Annotated in this window: 16 protein-coding genes and 1 CRISPR repeat array; of the genes, 5 read left to right on the top strand and 11 right to left on the bottom strand. The window is 38.9% G+C overall.

The window, feature by feature from the left end; translation table 11 throughout:
• Positions 1-59: 59 nt before the first annotated feature.
• On the bottom strand, positions 60-782 hold the full coding sequence (trxA, locus tag M9892_01125; GenBank protein MCO5252952.1) for a thioredoxin: 723 nt from the start codon (positions 780-782) through the stop codon (positions 60-62).
• A 95-nt stretch (positions 783-877) separates the two neighbouring features.
• Entirely contained in the window at positions 878-1,162 is a 285-nt protein-coding gene (locus M9892_01120; protein MCO5252951.1) for a YbaB/EbfC family nucleoid-associated protein, read from the bottom strand.
• Positions 1,163-1,198: 36 nt separating this feature from the next.
• Here M9892_01120 and trmB point away from each other — a divergent pair, with 36 nt between their 5' ends.
• Genes trmB through M9892_01100 form a run of 4 tightly spaced genes read left to right on the top strand, consistent with a single transcriptional unit; the run spans position 1,199 to position 4,938 of the window.
• Entirely contained in the window at positions 1,199-1,948 is a 750-nt protein-coding gene (gene trmB / locus M9892_01115; protein ID MCO5252950.1) for a tRNA (guanosine(46)-N7)-methyltransferase TrmB, read from the top strand.
• A 23-nt stretch (positions 1,949-1,971) separates the two neighbouring features.
• A complete protein-coding gene (locus M9892_01110) occupies positions 1,972-2,988 on the top strand; it encodes an iron ABC transporter permease (GenBank protein ID MCO5252949.1) in 1,017 nt (338 codons plus the stop codon).
• On the top strand, positions 2,978-3,694 hold the full coding sequence (locus M9892_01105; protein ID MCO5252948.1) for an ABC transporter ATP-binding protein: 717 nt from the start codon (positions 2,978-2,980) through the stop codon (positions 3,692-3,694). The genes M9892_01110 and M9892_01105 overlap by 11 nt, the downstream gene beginning before the upstream one ends.
• 35 nt (positions 3,695-3,729) lie before the next feature.
• A complete protein-coding gene (locus M9892_01100; GenBank protein MCO5252947.1) occupies positions 3,730-4,938 on the top strand; it encodes a bifunctional 3,4-dihydroxy-2-butanone-4-phosphate synthase/GTP cyclohydrolase II in 1,209 nt (402 codons plus the stop codon).
• Positions 4,939-4,940: 2 nt separating this feature from the next.
• Here M9892_01100 and dnaE read toward each other — a convergent pair whose 3' ends face one another.
• From dnaE to M9892_01075, 5 genes are all read right to left on the bottom strand, one after another.
• Positions 4,941-8,618: a DNA polymerase III subunit alpha gene (dnaE, locus tag M9892_01095; GenBank protein ID MCO5252946.1), complete on the bottom strand. Its 3,678-nt coding sequence runs from the start codon at positions 8,616-8,618 to the stop codon at positions 4,941-4,943.
• A 179-nt stretch (positions 8,619-8,797) separates the two neighbouring features.
• Positions 8,798-10,153 (bottom strand): NADP-specific glutamate dehydrogenase, encoded by a 1,356-nt coding sequence (gene gdhA, locus M9892_01090; GenBank protein MCO5252945.1) that lies wholly within the window; start codon positions 10,151-10,153, stop codon positions 8,798-8,800.
• A 284-nt stretch (positions 10,154-10,437) separates the two neighbouring features.
• A complete protein-coding gene (locus tag M9892_01085; GenBank protein ID MCO5252944.1) occupies positions 10,438-11,319 on the bottom strand; it encodes a DUF808 domain-containing protein in 882 nt (293 codons plus the stop codon).
• A 91-nt stretch (positions 11,320-11,410) separates the two neighbouring features.
• Positions 11,411-13,060, bottom strand: a complete 1,650-nt coding sequence (locus M9892_01080; protein ID MCO5252943.1) for an MFS transporter — start codon at positions 13,058-13,060, stop codon at positions 11,411-11,413.
• Positions 13,057-13,683 carry a hypothetical protein gene (locus M9892_01075; GenBank protein ID MCO5252942.1) on the bottom strand — a complete coding sequence of 209 codons (627 nt, stop codon included), beginning with the start codon at positions 13,681-13,683 and terminating at the stop codon, positions 13,057-13,059. The genes M9892_01080 and M9892_01075 overlap by 4 nt, the downstream gene beginning before the upstream one ends.
• On the opposite strand from M9892_01075, the gene M9892_01070 reads away from it, so the two are divergent.
• Positions 13,673-14,410 carry a hypothetical protein gene (locus M9892_01070; protein MCO5252941.1) on the top strand — a complete coding sequence of 246 codons (738 nt, stop codon included), beginning with the start codon at positions 13,673-13,675 and terminating at the stop codon, positions 14,408-14,410. The two genes, M9892_01075 and M9892_01070, sit on opposite strands and share 11 nt — an antisense overlap.
• A gap of 400 nt (positions 14,411-14,810) precedes the next feature.
• Positions 14,811-16,701: direct repeats of the CRISPR family, unit length 47 nt; unit sequence GTTGTGATTTGCTTTCAATTCGTATCTTTGACATCATCATAAACAAC.
• A gap of 116 nt (positions 16,702-16,817) precedes the next feature.
• Here the strand turns inward: M9892_01070 and cas2 are convergent.
• Genes cas2 through M9892_01050 form a run of 4 tightly spaced genes read right to left on the bottom strand, consistent with a single transcriptional unit; the run spans position 16,818 to position 19,313 of the window.
• A complete protein-coding gene (gene cas2, locus M9892_01065) occupies positions 16,818-17,162 on the bottom strand; it encodes a CRISPR-associated endonuclease Cas2 (protein ID MCO5252940.1) in 345 nt (114 codons plus the stop codon).
• A 16-nt stretch (positions 17,163-17,178) separates the two neighbouring features.
• Positions 17,179-18,117: a type II CRISPR-associated endonuclease Cas1 gene (cas1, locus tag M9892_01060; protein MCO5252939.1), complete on the bottom strand. Its 939-nt coding sequence runs from the start codon at positions 18,115-18,117 to the stop codon at positions 17,179-17,181.
• A gap of 20 nt (positions 18,118-18,137) precedes the next feature.
• Positions 18,138-18,773 carry a transposase gene (locus M9892_01055; GenBank protein MCO5252938.1) on the bottom strand — a complete coding sequence of 212 codons (636 nt, stop codon included), beginning with the start codon at positions 18,771-18,773 and terminating at the stop codon, positions 18,138-18,140.
• Positions 18,774-18,827: 54 nt separating this feature from the next.
• A complete protein-coding gene (locus M9892_01050) occupies positions 18,828-19,313 on the bottom strand; it encodes a hypothetical protein (protein ID MCO5252937.1) in 486 nt (161 codons plus the stop codon).
• Position 19,314: the final 1 nt, after the last annotated feature.

Raw genomic sequence — 19,314 nt, 5'->3', positions numbered from 1 at the left:
TACTTTTTTATAAAACGATTAATACTGACTTTGGGTTGCAACCCGCGATTTGTCAGAAATTATTTATACTTATTAATCAAATCATTGATTTGGTCATAGGTATGTAAACCTGCTTGTTCATATAACAGTTCGTTGTTCTTGAACATTATCAGCGTAGGTATGGAAGAAATTTTATATTTTTCTGCTAATGCAGTTTCGTTGTCAGTATTGATTTTGAGGACAGTAACATCACTTGCTCTTTCTTGTTTGATACGGTTTACATCGGGTTCCATCATTTTACAAGGTCTGCACCAATCGGCATAAAAATCAACCATTACCAACTTGCTTCCTTTGATTTCTTCATAGAATTTTTCAGAAACAGAAAGTCTTTTTTCGCCTGTAGCAGGGTCTGTGTTTATGGTAGGTAAACCGCTGTTGCGCCAACCAAGGATACCTTGATTGAGTTCTTTGACTGTAAATCCTTTTTTTGCAAGTATATTTCCAGCTTCTTTGCTTCTGGAGCCGGATAGGCAATAGACATAAATGATTTTATTTTTATCTAAGGTTTCGATTTGTTTTTCAAAATTTGGGTCGTTAACATCCATGTTAACAGCTCCGTCAATACGGCTTACGCTGAATTCTTGCGGTGTGCGCACATCCAACAGAATTGCGTTGGCGGCATCTTTTTGAAAAGCCGCTTGAAATTCCAGAGGTGAGAGATTGGCAATCTGAGTGTTTTGAGAACAAGAGTTAAAAATAAAGATTGCGAATGTAAGGATGATGAATTGTGTGATTTTGTTCATTTTGGAATGTGTTAAATTTGAGATTACAAAGATAAATAAGAAAAAAGTGAGTGAAGTTAATTCTCTATAAAGTACAATTTCATTGGATTGAAAGATTATAGCCCTAATCCTCCTGCAATACCGGCAAACTGTGTTTTGAGTTGATTGTTAAGCTCTTCTTGTGCAGCGTTAATAACCAATGAAAGCATCTCTTCAATTTCTTGTTTGCTTTTATCAGCAAAAAAATCATCACTGAATGTTATGCTCTCCACTTTATTTAATCCGGTTAATACAACCTTGATTCCGAGATTTTCTTTTACTACTCTGATGTCAGCAAGTTTAGCTTTCATTTCTTCTGCTTGCTTTTTGAGTTCAAGCATTTTACTAATATTTCCGAACATATTTCTTTGATGTTTTTTGCACTGCAAATATAAGCAATGAGCCTGTCAGTTAAAAACCATGTTCCAAGTCTGAATTTGATATTGTTTTTAGGGTGCTCCGCCTTTGAGGTTTTTGAGTTTCTTTGCAGCCGCAAAATGGGAAAAGGAAAACTTCGAAAATTTGCTGAATACAATGCAATGGAACATACTTTTGATGCTAAAGACACGCATTTGAAAGGGCAGTGGAATAACTTGGTTTTCAAAAATAACAATCCCATTGTGCTGGAACTAGCTTGTGGCAGAGGCGAATATTCGGTTGGATTAGCTCACTTGCACCCTGATAAGAACTTTGTGGGGATTGATATCAAAGGAGCCAGACTGTGGAAAGGTGCTACTCAGTCCAAAGAAAGGGGCTTGGATAATGTGGCTTTTTTACGCATTCAAATCGAATTGATTGATAAGTACTTTGCTGAAAATGAAATTTCTGAAATATGGATAATATTTCCCGACCCGCAGCCGCAGGAAAGTCGCATTCAGAAGAGATTGACTTCTCCCCGATTTTTAGATTTGTATAGAAAAATCGCAAAACCCGACACTCTAATCCACCTCAAAACTGATTCTCCTTTGCTCTTCGAATACACCAAAGAAATTATTGCAGAACAAGGATTGCCATGTGTGGAAGCACTTACCAATATCTATCAATTAAACCCCGTTCCTGATTTTCTCCTCATCCAAACTTACTACGAAACAATGTGGTTGAAAGAAAAACGGGTGATTAGATTTCTGAAATTCGGTTTGAATAAATAATAAACTGTTATTTTGCCTCAACCTTGAAGAAACAATATGCCATATTATTCATTATTTTGTTTGCAGTAGCCATTCTTGACTTGATGTTAGGCGCGAGCAAAATGAGTTTAACTGACATTAGAGAGGCAATCTTTTTTCAAAATACGGATGCAACATCGCATTTTATAGTCTGGAAATACCGCATCCCAAAGCTCTTCACTGCATTGCTTGCCGGAGCCGGATTGTCCATCAGTGGATTGCTCATGCAAACCTTGTTTCGCAACCCTTTAGCCGGTCCTTATGTATTGGGTATTAGTTCGGGTGCTTCTTTTGGGGTTAGTTTAGTGATGTTGGGAGCAGGGTTTTTGCCTGCATTTGCTGCGGATTTTTTCAGAAATGATATTGGTATGGGCTTGTCTGCACTTGCCGGAACTTTTATGGTGCTGCTGCTTATGATTTGGGTAGCGGGCAGAGTGGGCGGAAATTTTACTATTCTTATTATGGGCTTGATTGTAGGGCAGATTCTGGGAGCGATGCAGGGAGTAGCTAATTTCTTGGCAAATCCTGAAACATTAAAAGCTTTTATATTGTGGGGCTTAGGTAGTTTCAACCAAACCGATACAAGCCAAAACCTGCTCATTTTTGCTGCCGTTGTGGTTACTACGATTACCTCATTTTTATATGCCGGAAGGCTAAACACATACTTGCTTGGAGATTTGTATGCAAAATCTATGGGAGTTGATATGACCAAGTTCAGAAAAGTGATTATCCTGATTACAGGACTCTCAGTAGGCGTTATCACTGCTTTTTGTGGTCCCATTGCTTTTGTAGGAATGGCAGTGCCACACCTTGCAAGGCATTTGCTCAAAACCTATCATCACACCCAACTCATAGGAGCAACAGCATTGTTGGGTGCTATTTTGGCTGTGTTGTGTGATTTGATTTCGCATGTTTTGATTGAAGGCTATGTGATTCCTATTAACGTAATTTCGGCTATACTGGGAGGTCCGGTAGTAGTAGGGGTAGTGTTTAGACAAAGAACCAAAATGTATGAAAACTGATAATAAACTCATACTGGAAAATGTCCTTTGGGGTTACGGAGACCGGAGTTTGGTAGCCTCACCGGTTTCTGTTGCTATCAACTCGCCAGCCTTTATTTTGCTTTTGGGAGCCAATGGGACGGGGAAGTCCACTTTGCTCAAAACATTGGGAGGATTGCTAAAACCTATTGCCGGCAGAACTGTGTTTAATGGTGAATCAGTTGATAAATTAAGTAAGAAAGAAGGGTTTGTGGCTTTTGTATTTGCGCAAAGACCTCATGTAGATTTTATGAAGGTGCGTGATTTGGTCATGTCCGGTGCTCTTGCTCATAACAATATCATTAGCCGATTCTCGCAAGAACAAATTCAGTACTTTGAATATGCAGTGCACGTTACGGGGGTAAAAAGCATACAAGACAGATATATCAATGAAATTAGTGACGGTGAGTTTCAAAAAGCAATGATTGCACGGGCACTTATGCAAAATACTTCTGTGATTGTGCTGGACGAGCCCACAGCATTTTTGGATTATAATAGCAAGAGCAGTTTGTTTGAACTATTGTCGGATATTGCCCGCAAAGAACATAAAATTATCATTGCTTCGACCCATGACCCTGACTTGGCACAAGAAAAGGGAGAGATTTTTTGGTTGATAAAAAACCAAGATTTGCGAATCATTCACAAAGTCAATCTCGACAATAAAAAGCTTAGAGACGAACTGAAATAGCGCTTTGTGTTATACCTTTGCAGCACTTTTTTGACATGGACGAAATTAAGCTAAACACAATAGAAGAAGCTATTGCAGACATAAAAGCAGGAAAAGTTATCATTGTGGTAGATGATGAGGACAGAGAAAACGAAGGTGATTTTCTGACTGCTGCACGAAATGCAACTCCTGAGATTATCAACTTTATGGCAAAGGAAGGGCGGGGTCTCATTTGCGCCCCCATTTCCGAAGAAATTTCAAACAAGCTCGAACTCGAGTTGATGGTGGGTAAAAACACCGCCTTGTTTGATACTCCTTTCACGATTTCGGTTGATTTGATTGGGCATGGTTGTACAACGGGGATTTCGGCACAAGACAGGTCAAAGTGTATTCAACGCTTGATACACCCTGATGCAAAACCGGAGGATTTTGCCCGTCCCGGACATATTTTTCCGCTTAAAGCCCGTTCAGAAGGCGTGCTCAGACGCGCAGGACACACTGAGGCTGCTATTGATTTGGCAAAACTGTCAGGATTTGAGCCGGCAGGCTGTTTGGTCGAAATCATGAACGAAGACGGAACAATGGCGCGGCTTGCAGATCTTATGCAAGTAGCTAAAAAGTTTGATCTTAAAATCATTTCTATTGAGGAGCTTATCAAATACAGAATCAAAAATGAGAGTTTGATAAAGAAAGAAGTAACCGTTAAATTGCCTACTGCGCACGGAGATTTTATGCTGACTGCTTATACACAAATCAATACGGGTGAAGTGCATCTGGCTTTGGTTAAAGGTGAAATTAAACCCAATGAGCCGGTCTTAGTTCGGGTGCATTCCAGTTGTGTTACCGGTGATATTTTTGCCTCTTTCCGTTGCGATTGCGGAGACCAACTGCACCATGCAATGGAAATGATTGACAAAGAAGGAAAGGGAGTTATTGTGTATATGAACCAAGAGGGCAGGGGTATTGGACTTGTCAATAAACTCAAAGCATACAAACTGCAAGAACAAGGCATGGATACGGTCGAAGCCAATATTGAACTTGGTTTCAAACCGGATCAACGAGATTATGGCGTGGGAGCGCAAATTCTCAGGGATTTGGGGGTTGCCAAAATGCGCTTAATGTCAAATAATCCTAAGAAGAGAACCGGGTTGATAGGGTACGGTTTGGAAGTAGTGGACAATGTGCCGATTATCATCCATACCAATCCTTACAATGAGGATTATATGAAAACCAAAGAAGAAAAATTAGGACACAAGCTTAGCTAAACTTACAGTGTTTGTGAGTTTATACGCACTTCTGCATCCATATCTTCCAGCGCTTTCAGAAATTTTAGGTTTAAATCCACTTTGTACTTTTCTGAGCGAGTTGGTAATAGATATCCGTTTGCTACAAAAGTGATATTTAGAGGGTACTTGCCTTTATTCTCCTTAATCAAGGTCATAAATTCGTCTAACTTTTCTCGTTCTGTTGATTGAATACCAAAAATGATCTCAAGCCCATTGATTTTTCTATTGGCAAGGTCTTGCAACATGCCAAACTCATAATATTTAGTTTTGATATAACTCTTGTCAACTCCGTCTTTTGTATAACTGTTCTTGCTAAACTCCATTACCATATAAACTGCGGTCTGCGGTGAAAAGTGTTTGCCAAAATTGACAAAATCATTGTCGTAAAAACGCAGAGAATGAGAGTCTGATTTGTCTTCAATCTCCACAACCATAAAAGGTTTATTGTTTTTGCCCATTGCTTGTTTAACACTCAAAACATAAAAAGCCAGTAGGAGTTTTTTATTTTGAATCTTATCTATTTCTTTGAGCGCTGAGAGTGGCGTGGCTTTGGTTGCAGTGATTTCGACTTGGTACAAATCCAGTGGGTGGCTTGACAAGAATAGACCGGCAATTCTGCGTTCTTCCTCGAGTAAAGTAAATTGTGGAAGTGGTTCCGCCTCGGGCAGCTTGGGTTTGCCTAATGCAGAGTGCTGAGTATCGCCACCTCCAAACAAAGAAATCTGAGAAGATAGTTCTGCCTCTTGTGCTGCCGTACCATATTTAAGCAGTAGCTCTATTCCCGTTGGTTCCCCGGGTTTCTCAGCAAAATACTGAGTTCTGTGATATTTTTTATCAAAATCAAAAGCTCCGGAGCGTGCCAAACTGTCCAATACTCTTTTATTTAACTGTTTGGATTTGACCCTTTTTACTAAATCAAAAGCATCTTCATAAACACCATTAGTTTCTCTTTCCTCTACAATAGCTTCAGAAGCACCTTCGCCTACACCGCTCAAACCACTCAGCCCGAAACGGATAGCTCCTTGCTTGTTTACAGAAAACTTAACATCACTTTCGTTTATGTTAGGTCCCAATACATCAATGCCCATAGACTTACATTCATCCATAAAAAAAGATAGTTTGGACAAATCATTAAGGTTGTGAGACAGTACAGTTGCCATATATTCTGCCGGATAATGCGCTTTGAGATAGGCAGTTTGATAAGCCACAATAGCATAGCAAGTTGAGTGTGATTTGTTGAATGCATACTCGGCAAATTTTTTCCAGTCGTTCCAGATTTTTTTACATGCTTCAGCAGGGTGATTGTTTTGGGCAGTCCCTGCAATAAATTTTTCCTCCATCTTGTCAATGATGGCAATCTGCTTCTTACCCATTGCTTTACGCAAGGTGTCAGCTTCCCCTTTGCTAAAATTAGCTAACTTTTGGCTTAACAACATAACCTGCTCCTGATATACAGTAATACCATAAGTTTCGGCAAGATATTCTTCCATTTCAGGCAGGTCGTATTCAATGGCTTCTTTGCCGCGTTTTCGGGCAATAAAAGAACTGATATATTGCATTGGTCCGGGTCTGTATAAGGCATTCATCGCAATCAGGTCTTCCAGCCTGTCGGGCTTGAGTTCGCGGAGATATTTCTGCATCTGCGGACTTTCAAACTGAAAAGTTCCAATGGTGTGTCCTTTTTTGTAAAGCTCAAAAGTCTTTTTGTCATCCAGCGGGATGGTGTCCAAGTCAATGGTTATGTTCTTTTTATTCTGAATTAATTTGATGGTGTCGCGGAGGATTGACAAGGTTTTCAAACCCAGAAAGTCCATTTTGATTACGCCTGCGGATTCAATCACCGTTCCTTCATATTGCGTAACATACAAGTCTGAATCTTTGGCTACTGCAACCGGAATGATATCAGAGATGTCTGTGGGTGCAATGATTACACCCGCAGCGTGCACGCCTGTGTTTCGTGCGGTTCCTTCTAATTTTCGGGCTTCTGTTAATACTTTGGTCTTGAGTTCGTCAGGGTCACCGGATATGATTTCGCGGAGTTCTTTGATTTTTTGTATATCCTCTATGCTGACTCCTTTGGCTTCAAGGCTTTCGGGGTTGTTTGCGCCTGTGAGCGGTCTTTCATAAAGGTCATCAAATTTCAAGCCTACCGGTCTGTCGGGGATGAGTTTTGCTAAATAGTCAGATTCTTTTAAGTCCAAATCCATAACCCTTGCGGTGTCGCGTATGCTGGTTTTGGCAGCCATTGTGCCATAGGTTATGATATTGGCAACTTGGTTTTTACCGTATTTTTCAGATACATATTGTAGCACACGCTCCCTGCCTTCATCATCAAAGTCAGTATCAATATCGGGCATGCTGGCTCGCTCAGGATTTAAGAAACGCTCAAAAAGCAGTTCGTATTTAATGGGGTCAATATTGGTAATTCCAATGCAGTATGCAACCGCACTACCGGCTGCCGAACCTCTGCCGGGTCCTATATAAACCCCGTTATTTTTGCCCCACACAATGAAGTCCGATACAATGAGAAAGTAGCCTGCGAATCCCATGGTCTTAATGGTGTGTAATTCAAAATCTATGCGTTCTTTGACCTTGTCTTCCAAGGAGCCATAGCGTTTTTGCGCGCCTTCATAAGTCAGGTGTTTGAGGTATTCCCACTGATTGAGTGCACTTGCGCTAATCGCTTTTTGGTTGTGTGTTTCCTCATTAGTATGGATGTTGTACTCTGTTGGAATCGGGAAGTCAGGCAGAAGAATGTCTTTGTGGAGATTTAGTGCTTCTACCTTATCTACTATTTCGTTGGTGTAATCAATCGCTTGGGGTATATCTTGAAACAGAGCGTTCATTTCGTCCTGTTTCTTGAAATAAAACTCATCGTTTGCAAAGGCAAAACGACCGGATTTGCTCACTCCGTCTTCGGCAAAATCGCTGGCTTTAGGGTCGTTTACTTTGGAACCCGTGTTGATGCACAGCAGGATGTCATGTGCGCTGGCGTCTTCGCGTTCGGTGTAATGACTATCATTGGAAGCTATGACTTTGAGATTGTATTTAGTGGCAAATTTTAATAATACTTCATTAACCTTAATCTGGTCGGGGATGTTATGTCTTTGCAGTTCTATATAAAAATCTTCGCCAAATAGATTCAACCACCATTTCAATACTTTTTCGGCTTCTTCTTCTCCCTTTCTAAGAATAGTGCGGGGGATTTCGGCAGCCAAACAACAACTTGTAGCAATCAAACCTTCGTGATACTTTTCTACTAATTCTTTATCAATTCGAGGATATTTGCTGTAATAACCTTCAATATATCCCAAAGAGCAGAGTTTGGTCAGATTACGGTATCCGATTTCGTTCTTCGCCAACATGAGTTGATGACAACGTTGGTCTCTATCTTCTTTGGTAAAAGTTTTTCTATGTCTGTCCTCTACTAAATAAAATTCGCAGCCTATGATAGGCTTTACAATGGGTTTGCCGTTTGCGTCTTTGTGTTTCCATGCTTCTGCCACAAATTCAAACACTCCAAACATATTGCCGTGGTCAGTGATGGCAATAGCCGGCATATTGTCAGCCATCGCTTTTTTATAAAGATCTTTAATTTTGGCGGCACCATCAAGCAAAGAGTATTGAGTGTGTACGTGTAAATGAGAAAATTTAGGCATATCGGAAAAGGGGTAAAAGGGGCTAACAAAGATAGTTATCTCCAAATGGCTTTTGAGTCAGTTGCCACTCTTTTTATCCGATATTAATCAACAGTCGGATGGTAAAACTATTGTTCAATTAAATACCTTACTTTTAATTGATTGGTATTAAGTGAGGACGAAGAATCACAAAGGTTGTATTAAACCAAACCCTGTTCAATCATGGCGTCTGCTACTTTCACAAACCCTGCTATATTGGCTCCTTTGACATAGTTGATATGCTTCCCATCTTTGCCATATTTCACACAGGATTCATGAATTAGTTTCATGATATTTTGTAATTTGTGGTCAACCTCTTCAGCAGACCATGAAATTCTCATTGAGTTTTGGGTCATTTCTAAGCCGGATGTTGCTACTCCTCCGGCATTGGATGCTTTGCCGGGAGAAAACAATATGTTTGCTTTTTGAATCAGCTCAACAGCTTCGGGAGTGCAAGGCATATTAGCACCTTCGGTAACACAAATACAGCCGTTTTTTATCAAATTAGCTGCATCATATGCGTCTAATTCATTTTGTGTAGCACAAGGGATGGCAATGTCGCATTTGACTTCCCAAGGGCGTTTTCCTTTCACAAATTTTGCTTTAGGAAATTTATTCAGGTACATCTCAACACTGTTTCTACCACTCATTCTCATCTCTAACATAAATTCAATCTTGTTGCCCGATATTCCATCTGCATCATAAATATAGCCGTCAGGACCTGAGATGGCAATGGGTTTTCCGCCCAATTCGTTCACTTTCAGTGCAACACCCCACGCAACATTTCCAAAACCTGAAATCACAACAGATTTACCTTTAATATTTTGACCTATTGTTTTGAGCATTTCTTCTGTAAAATATACAATTCCGTATCCCGTTGCTTCAGGGCGAATGAGCGAGCCGCCATAGCTTAAACCTTTGCCGGTTAGAACTCCGGAAAACTCATTGCGAATGCGTTTATATTGACCAAATAAATAACCTATTTCACGTCCTCCAACACCGATGTCCCCGGCAGGTACGTCAATATTAGGTCCGATATGGCGGGCAAGTTCTGTCATAAATGATTGGCAAAAACGCATAATCTCGTTATCCGATTTTCCCGTAGGGTCAAAATCAGCTCCGCCTTTACCGCCACCCAAAGGCAATGAAGTGAGGGAGTTTTTGAAAATTTGTTCAAAACCCAAGAATTTAAGTATAGAAAGGTTGACTGAAGGATGAAACCTTAATCCGCCTTTATAGGGACCTAAGGCTGAGTTAAATTCAATACGAAATCCTCTGTTTACTTGATAGTTTCCTTTGTCGTCCATCCATGGCACTCTGAAAATTATGGTTCTTTCCGGCTCTACGATTCTTTCAAGAATGTTTTTGGTTTGATAAATTGGGTGTGTAATGATGTACGGAATCACAGTTTCAGCCACTTCACGTACAGCCTGAATGAATTCTGTTTCGTGTCCGTTTTTTGCTTCTACTTTCTTCATAAAAGCATCCACTTCTTTTTGCAATTTAGTGCTTGCCATAAGTGTTCTATTGTGTTTTAGGGCAGCAAATCTAAAATCTTTTAAATAGGTTGATATTTTTGTTTTAATTTTTATTTGCGTCTTGTAATGTGCTGATTGTGATAGTGCAACGAAGTGATTTTTCTATTCTAAAATAACTATTGTGCCAAGTTTTAGAATTTACAATAGAGAATCTTGAGCGAAAAACGTCTGCTTTTCTTCTCATTTACCGAGAGGATATATATTGGATTTTGGGATACAATTAATCTGATTCACCCTTAGTATAGTTAAGTTTTAACAAAGCCTTAAGATTTTGCAACTGCTTGTTTAGTCTTGTTTGGGATAATTTTCTTAAATAACCAAAGTGCCAAGAATGTTAATATTCCTGCAATTAGCCCCAAAAATAAAGAAGTAAATAATTCGGGTATATTTTCAAACCAATGATGCAAGAGTGGGATGTTGTGTAAAAAAAGTCCTCCCGCTACCAATAACAAGGCAATAGTACCAATGACAGACATGGCTCTAATGATGATGGGCAAAGAGCTGACTAATATCCTTCCAATGATTCTTAAAAATCCTTTACCTTTTGATTTCTTTATGAACCTATATCCTATGTCGTCTAATCGCACAATCAGGGCTACAATCCCATATACCCCAATAGTGGCAATGATTGCTATGATTGAAACTGTAGAAATTCGAAGCCAAAGTTCTTTGTCTAACACCGTACTGAGTGCGATGATGACAATTTCAATAGACAGAATAAAATCAGTTTTAATAGCATCGGAGATTTTCTTTTTTTCCGAAATCTCATCATTCATGTTGTTTGTAGTTGTACTATTTATGTCTGATTTGCGATGAAAGAGATAAGAAATGATTTTTTCCGCTCCCTCATAAGCGAGGTATATACCACCCGCCATAAGGACAACTGTAATAACAACGGGTAGATAAATATTGAGCAAGAAAACCACCGGAATGATAATGAGTTTATTTATAAAAGAGCCTTTTGTAATCTCCCAAAGAACCGGCAACTCTCTTGATGAAACAAATCCGGTTGATTTCTCTGCATTGACCGCAAGATCATCTCCTAAGATTCCGGCAGTTTTTTGTGTGGCTATTTTAGCGGATGTTGCCACATCATCCATTAATGCTCCAATATCGTCTAAAAGAGCAAATATCCCTGATGCCATAAATTCTATTAGGACTGCAAAATTAATGCAAAATCACATTTGCATTAAGCTATGCTTTGGAACAAATGGATTGAAATAAATTATTTTTAGTTTAGAGGGATTCTTGTTTTACTGCGCGTTTAATAATGCGTTTGTTATACCAGCTTAGCGTTAACACAGAAAAGATTCCAATTCCAACGACTACCCACCAAATTTTGTTTGGATTATAATTGTTCCATAACATTTCAGCCATGTCCCAATGTTGCATATTGAGTTTTTGTTCTGCCAAAGCAAAATAATCGTTTTTTGAGAAAGGAGTATGTACTGAGCTGATGTCAATGCCTTTGTTTATTGCATAGTTCTTAAAAGATTGAATAGAGGTTGCCCAGTCCACATCTTGCGCCTTGAGATGAAATTTATTTTCAAAATCAGTAATAGACATTTGAAGTGCATGCGCGCCCTTTTCAATAAACTCATTGTTTGATACAACTTCGGGCATATCAATTCCGCGGTGTAACATTTCTTTTTTGAGTAAACTGAGTTTGTCAGACCATGCTTGATATAAATCACCTGCAATAAGCCCCGAAAAGTAGTTTCCCAACGCAACCGGCAAAAAGTATGTTCCTTGATACAAACCCTCTTTGCCTTTGGGTGTAATAAGCGCAATAAACGATGAGACAGTAGGGCTGGACATCATTTCTCCGATAGCAAAAATCGCTGTGCCAATAATGGTGTAATAGGGATTGTTTGTGTAAAAAGTTAAACCAACGCCAATAGTGGCAATAACCGCACCGCGAATGACCGCACTAATATGCTTCATTTTGGTAACAAAATAGGATACAATCACTTGCAAACAGATAATCATAAAGGAATCTATCTGTGTGAACCATTCGGCTTTTATCAAACCATTCTGTGTCATTGCAGTGCCTAAAAAAGGAATGTTATTATTAATCCAATCGCTCAAAACCCTTGAATCTACCCAATCTTCAATAAAATTGGGTAGTGTGTAAAACAGTTGGTTGAACATTGTCCAAAAACAAACCATCAAAAGCAACAATAGACTCAAACGAACATCTTTGAGTGCGCTGATGATATTGGATAGAGAGCCTAAAAGAGCAGCACCCAATGATTCTTTAGGTTTCTCGTTCACTTCTTTCTTTTCTTTATAGAACAGAAGAAGGATGAGCAAGTTGAGTGTGATGACACAAGCCGCTTGCAGAAAAATGATTTTCCATCCGAATTCTGTGCGAAGTGTTGAAGACATGACAGGTCCCACAAAACCGCCTACATTTACCATCATATAAAAAATGCCAAAACCGAGTGTTCCTGTAGAATCATCAGTGTTTCTTGCAACGATGGCAGAAGCAACGGGTTTGAAAAAAGCGGCTCCTAATGCCACAAAAAGGAATGCCATATACATCATCCAAAATGTGTTGACTTCTCCCATGAGATAATACCCTGCAATCATAATGATATAGGCAATTGTAAGAGAGAGTTTATAACCGATTCTGTCTGCAATTACCCCAAAAAACACCGGTAAAAGGTAGAGAATGGCTGTAATGTCGCCCATTATTTTTCCTTTTTCGATGTGGTTTAAACCCAAAGCTCCTTCGTCCGTAGAGCCAACCAAATACAATCCGAAGAGGGTGAAAATTCCATACCAAGCCCAGCGCTCCATAAGTTCCATCATGCTGGCAACCCAGAAGTTTTTGTTCATAGACTTAATGGTTGTAAAGAAAGTTTTTTTGTTTTCCGTATTCATTTTTGTTGGCACAATAATACTATACTGCAAGCATAACACAATAAAACAACTCTATGCCACAAAACAAGCGGTTGTGATTTGCTTTGATTTACAGCCTCATACCCTTTATCTTGTATATCCTTTTTAACTTCTTCAAATGTTAAAGGACTATTTTTATAGGGTCTAACTCTATTCTGCTCTACGATTGCAACAGATTCTCCATACGTCTTTTTTTTCGCGTATTCTTCTAAGGTTTCTTGTTGTATGTCTTTGATTGGACGTTCCGAAGCCACTCTCCGTCCTGCTTGAAGTCCTCTATCTGCTCCAAGTATTTTGCTTGCTTCAACGAGTGATTGTCTGCCTTCGACAAGTCCTTGTTGTTCTTTTTCGGAGAGTCTTTCTGATTTTCTGTTTCCGTTTTTGTAGCCATAATATATGTTTTGTAAAGTTTGTAAATTTAATGATTTTATTTGCTCTTGTTCACTTAATTTGAGACAACGACCAAACCAATTTTGGAAATATTTGCTTCTAACCCAAACCCACTGTCTCGGAGTTAGGTTCGTATCTTTGACATCATCATAAACAACTGCGGCTCTGAATGGATTTACATTTCGTGTGGATGACCCCAACAGGATGAAGTACACCCCGCCTCTTGACTATAACTGTCGCTGTTTTCTGACCCAAGAATTTGAGCCGCCTGCAGGCAGCACAATAGTTGCACCAAATGACTTCAAGACCAAGCCGGCATTTGAGCGGGATTACTTGAAAAAGAAGCAGATTTTTACGGACAATATGCCCTTTATGAATCAAGCAAAAAATGAGGAAATGGGGCTAACACCTGTGAAGTTTAGTGATGAAAAACTGTTTAAATCCATGAACAAAGCCATGTGCGAGATGTTGCCGAAGTTACAACATGGGTGGGAGGAATACAACATCAAAAGTGGCGGAATAATCATGCGACACGTATTTAGCAACGAGAACACATATAAACGAGAGATTTCACAACTGTCTCCTTTTATAAGGAAAGGCGAAACTGCCTATATGCTACCTGAATTAAAAACACATTTGGGACAAACACTCTCGAACTTTAACAATCCTGATGCTATATTAAGAGGGAGAATTTGGGAACTAAAAAAGCAAGAAGGAACAAAAGTTGTACGTTTTTTTAAAAATCACTTTGACGATGCGATTGAAAAACAAATGGCTCACATAGTCATTATGGAGGTGAACGATTTGGACTGGAAAGCAATCAATAATCAGCTAATAATGCGCTGGAAAGACGATAGACCTGAAAGAGTTATCATTGTACACAAAAGTGCGAGATATATATTAAGGAAAATAGGGGGTAAAATAGAAAGGCTCACAGAGTGAGCCTTTCTCCATTGCTTGCTGAACCATGTTTGTACATAGTTTAGCCGCTTTGGAATACTGCAAAGATACAACAAAAATTAACAACCAAACAAAAAAAATAAGAATATGAGCAAGATGAGCCTTGAATATGTGATAAACCTGATGGACGGAACGTTTGGCAAGAACTTGACAAACGCCCAAAAGCAAACAAGCAAGATGGACGGCATGATTCAGAAGTTGGGGGTAACCATGGCGGGAGTGTTTGCTGCGCAAAAAGTGTGGGGATTAGTGGAGGAGAGTACACAGGCTCATGCCAAAATGGAGGCGTTGGACGTGCGGCTCAAAACCGTGAGCGGCAGCACAGAGCGTTATGCTCAGTACAATGCAGCTTTGGGCAAGAGTATAAAAGACCTTGCCCTGCGTTGTGATTTGCTTTCAATTCGTATCTTTGACATCATCATAAACAACTTTGGGAGGTCTTACTCAAAAGAGTTTATCGTTGTGATTTGCTTTCAATTCGTATCTTTGACATCATCATAAACAACACTTAGAAATTCTAAAATATCAGAATCTGGTTGTGATTTGCTTTCAATTCGTATCTTTGACATCATCATAAACAACGTACAAATATAGTGAAACTGAACGTTTCAAGTTGTGATTTGCTTTCAATTCGTATCTTTGACATCATCATAAACAACACATGACAATTACTGTCATTTTCACAATATGTTGTGATTTGCTTTCAATTCGTATCTTTGACATCATCATAAACAACCCGGTTGCGTAAGTCTCTAATTTCGCTTCAGTTGTGATTTGCTTTCAATTCGTATCTTTGACATCATCATAAACAACATGAGCAACTTTAATATCATTTTGGTAGTTGTTGTGATTTGCTTTCAATTCGTATCTTTGACATCATCATAAACAACTTATCATCTTTTTAACATTCTTGAGGGTGTGTTGTGATTTGCTTTCAATTCGTATCTTTGACATCATCATAAACAACCGGACTAGGTAAATCTTTTACAGTAACTCAGTTGTGATTTGCTTTCAATTCGTATCTTTGACATCATCATAAACAACTGCAGAAATATAGAGACTTGCAAGCACAAGTTGTGATTTGCTTTCAATTCGTATCTTTGACATCATCATAAACAACTTTTATGGCACTGGCAAATGCACATATCCCGTTGTGATTTGCTTTCAATTCGTATCTTTGACATCATCATAAACAACACTCTCGTAGGTTGCTCCGATAGAGCCGCTGTTGTGATTTGCTTTCAATTCGTATCTTTGACATCATCATAAACAACAAGCCTGAATATTTGACCGTTGGCAAATGTGTTGTGATTTGCTTTCAATTCGTATCTTTGACATCATCATAAACAACCGAAACCTACGCTGCTGTGGGCGACTTCTTGTTGTGATTTGCTTTCAATTCGTATCTTTGACATCATCATAAACAACCCAATACTAAATAACCCTTTTTCTGTAGGAGTTGTGATTTGCTTTCAATTCGTATCTTTGACATCATCATAAACAACGCAAATGGAATTTCTTTCTCCTAAAATTCTGTTGTGATTTGCTTTCAATTCGTATCTTTGACATCATCATAAACAACATTTAAGATTACTTTGCTCGCGTGCTATGGTTGTGATTTGCTTTCAATTCGTATCTTTGACATCATCATAAACAACCTCGTTGTATTGCGCATCTGCATCGTGGGCGTTGTGATTTGCTTTCAATTCGTATCTTTGACATCATCATAAACAACGTTCTTCGTTTGACATATTATTGTTTGTTTGTTGTGATTTGCTTTCAATTCGTATCTTTGACATCATCATAAACAACTGATAATAAAACGGATAAAGCCTTCCGAGAGTTGTGATTTGCTTTCAATTCGTATCTTTGACATCATCATAAACAACCTGAAGTAATAGAACTAACAATGTAACTAGTTGTGATTTGCTTTCAATTCGTATCTTTGACATCATCATAAACAACCTATCAACCAAGATGAAAACAATTACTATTGTTGTGATTTGCTTTCAATTCGTATCTTTGACATCATCATAAACAACCTTTTTCTTCTCTTTCCATTAGTTTTATTTGTTGTGATTTGCTTTCAATTCGTATCTTTGACATCATCATAAACAACTTCCAACCCCACGTCCCCCTATGGAAGTAGGTTGTGATTTGCTTTCAATTCGTATCTTTGACATCATCATAAACAACTTTGGTAAAATGTTAATCACAGAATTGATAGTTGTGATTTGCTTTCAATTCGTATCTTTGACATCATCATAAACAACAGAACATGGCTTAAAGCCTTGGTAGGTATGGGTTATTGGTAGTTTTGATGCGATGAAAAAAATGATTTTTTTAAGGGGATTGTGCAAAGCACAATCCCCTTTTTTTGTTAGTTACATTAAAACATCTGTAATTGCTGCACTATTTTGTGTTGGTTGTCAGATGGTTTTTTACCGTAATAAATTTCAATATCTCCGAATTGTTTGTCTGTGATACACAATATCCCTACATGTCCTGATTCGGGCAAGTGTTTTTTGGTTCGCAAGATATGTACATCTGCATTCTCTCTGCTGGGGCAATGGCGCAGATAAATACTGAACTGAAACATCGTAAAGCCATCTTCAATCAGCTTTTTGCGGAATTCACTATAGCGTTTTCTGTCTTGTTTTGTTTCGGTCGGTAAATCAAAAAATACTAATACCCACATGATTCTGTATGCATTAAAACGGTCTTGTGTTGCCATATTGGTTCATGTTCTTTCAGAGCATTTGCGGATAAAGGATTTTGGATTCTTTTCCTTCAAAACATTTAGACAAACTTGCCGTAGTAGTTTGAAATGCAAGCATCAAAGGACTTTTCTTGCCTCCAATTTCCACATCTATGACAGGAATTCCTAGCAAAGCGTGTTTGATTTCGGGGGTAATTTCGCCTGTGGATTCGGGGAATATCCGCAATAGTTTACAAACCAATTCATCTACAAAGGGTCTGTAAGGTTCCATGATGTCATCTGCAAGACAGTATGAGTTGTATTGATTGCGGTGGTGGATTCCCAATGTGGGCAACAATCCGCTGCCCACTAAAGAACGGGCGGCACCGGCTCGCAATATGGCATAGCCGTAATTGAGCCATGAGTTTGGATGTTTGCCCTCGCGGTCGCGTTGAAATTTTTTTTCCTCGCCAAAAATGTTTTGCCAATAATAGGCTGCTGCTCTGCCTTCGTGGTTTTCGGGGTCTCCGCTGCGGACTTGCTTTGCCATATTATACAGCATTTGCGGATTGCCGTGTTTTTGTTTCTCAAGCAAAATGCCCTGATTGTTGATTTTCTGTTTGATGGTTTGTTGCCACAACTGTTTTTTGAGCGGTGCAGAAGACTCTATTTGGTGCATAAAGCGCTTGGCTTGCAGGCTGTTTCCGTCTAAATTCAACATCAAGCCCGTTGGGTGGTGCGAATTGTCGCAGGTTATCAGCGCAACATTGTTGTCTAACAGCTCTGCAATGACGGATTGGGTGATGGTTATCCGGCTGTTGTCCAAAATGATAAGCCCAATATCTTCAATGGGGATTTGGGATTCCGCCTCTTTTTTGAATTTGTCATGCAGGGTTTTGTTCGTTTCAACTTCGGGAAGCCTAACTAATAGTTGTTTGTAGCTTAGGCTGAGATAGGCAGGGTTGCCAAAATAGAGTGTGCGTTTAATCATGATTGAAACTGTCTGTTGGACTAAGTCAGTAGAAAGTTTTCCAGCGACTCGTATTCATTAAAATAGTTTTGCTTGCGGAGGTGGATTTCCTTGTATCCTGTTTCATTGTCAAATAATTCGCTTGACAAATCTTGTTGCTCCTCAAAGAAAGTTTGAAAGCTGTGCCATTTCCACTCTGCCAAATCTCGTGTGAATCCATGTTTGACAGGGTTTAGGTGGATGTACAGAATCAAGGTTTTGAGATATTTTTGATTGCTTATCTCTTTGCGTTTGAAATTTTTGAGGAATAATGAGCCGCGCCTGTTATAAACCTTATTAAAAGCCTGTGAGTAACTGCTGAAAAAATTAGAAAACTGTTTGCTGAGGAATTTTAATTTTTCTTCTTCGAGAACTTCAACTTTTCTAAAGTTTAGAACTTTAGAAAAGTTAGCGGAGGCGGAAGAAGAAAAATTATCAACGATCTCCTTTTCGCTTCTAATTTTTACCAGCAAATGAAAATGGTTCGGCATCAAACACCAAGCAACAGTTTCAGCAATCGGGTCAATATGCTGATGGTATTTTTCAAGAAAGAAAGGATAGTTTTTTTCTTCCCGAAAAAGGTTGTCATCGCCATTGGCGTGGTTGTAGATATGGTAAAAGGTGTTGAATTGGAGCATTTAACTTTCTCTTTTTTTATTATTTATCCATTGTAAAACAAAGAGGGTGTTTAATCATTTGAGTTTATTTTTCAAATGCATGATTTTTTCTAAATACTCCACATCGGCTAAATCTTTTGTCCTTCCGGTTGATTTTTTATTTTGAATCAAACTATTGTAGTGTATCATTGGCAAACGTAGCCCATCAATGTCCGTAATTATTTTTTGTTCAGCAGCATTTTGAAACATTATACCTGAAATATGGGTCATAAATTCCGTTTTATCCGGCTGTCCATCGCTTCCGATATGAAATTTTTGAGGCTTGGTAAAATCCCAACTCCTTACCGTATTGATCCCTTTTTCATCAAATCCCAAATCGGTTAAGGCTTGTAGCAACGATGCCTTATTCTCATTGGAGGGCTCCAGCCAAATATCCATGTCCCCGGTAGTACGATGGTATCCGTAGTAGTTTACGGCATAGCCACCTATCAACATAAAATTTACATGATGCTTTATGAGTGCGTTTAGAATTTCCTGATGTTCTTTAAAAAATATATTCATC

It is taken from the genome of Bacteroidota bacterium (assembly GCA_023957335.1).
Classification (GTDB): Bacteria; Bacteroidota; Bacteroidia; order NS11-12g; family UBA955; genus JALOAG01.
Note: the sequence above shows the minus strand (reverse complement) of the source record. Positions and strands in the feature narration are given on the sequence as shown.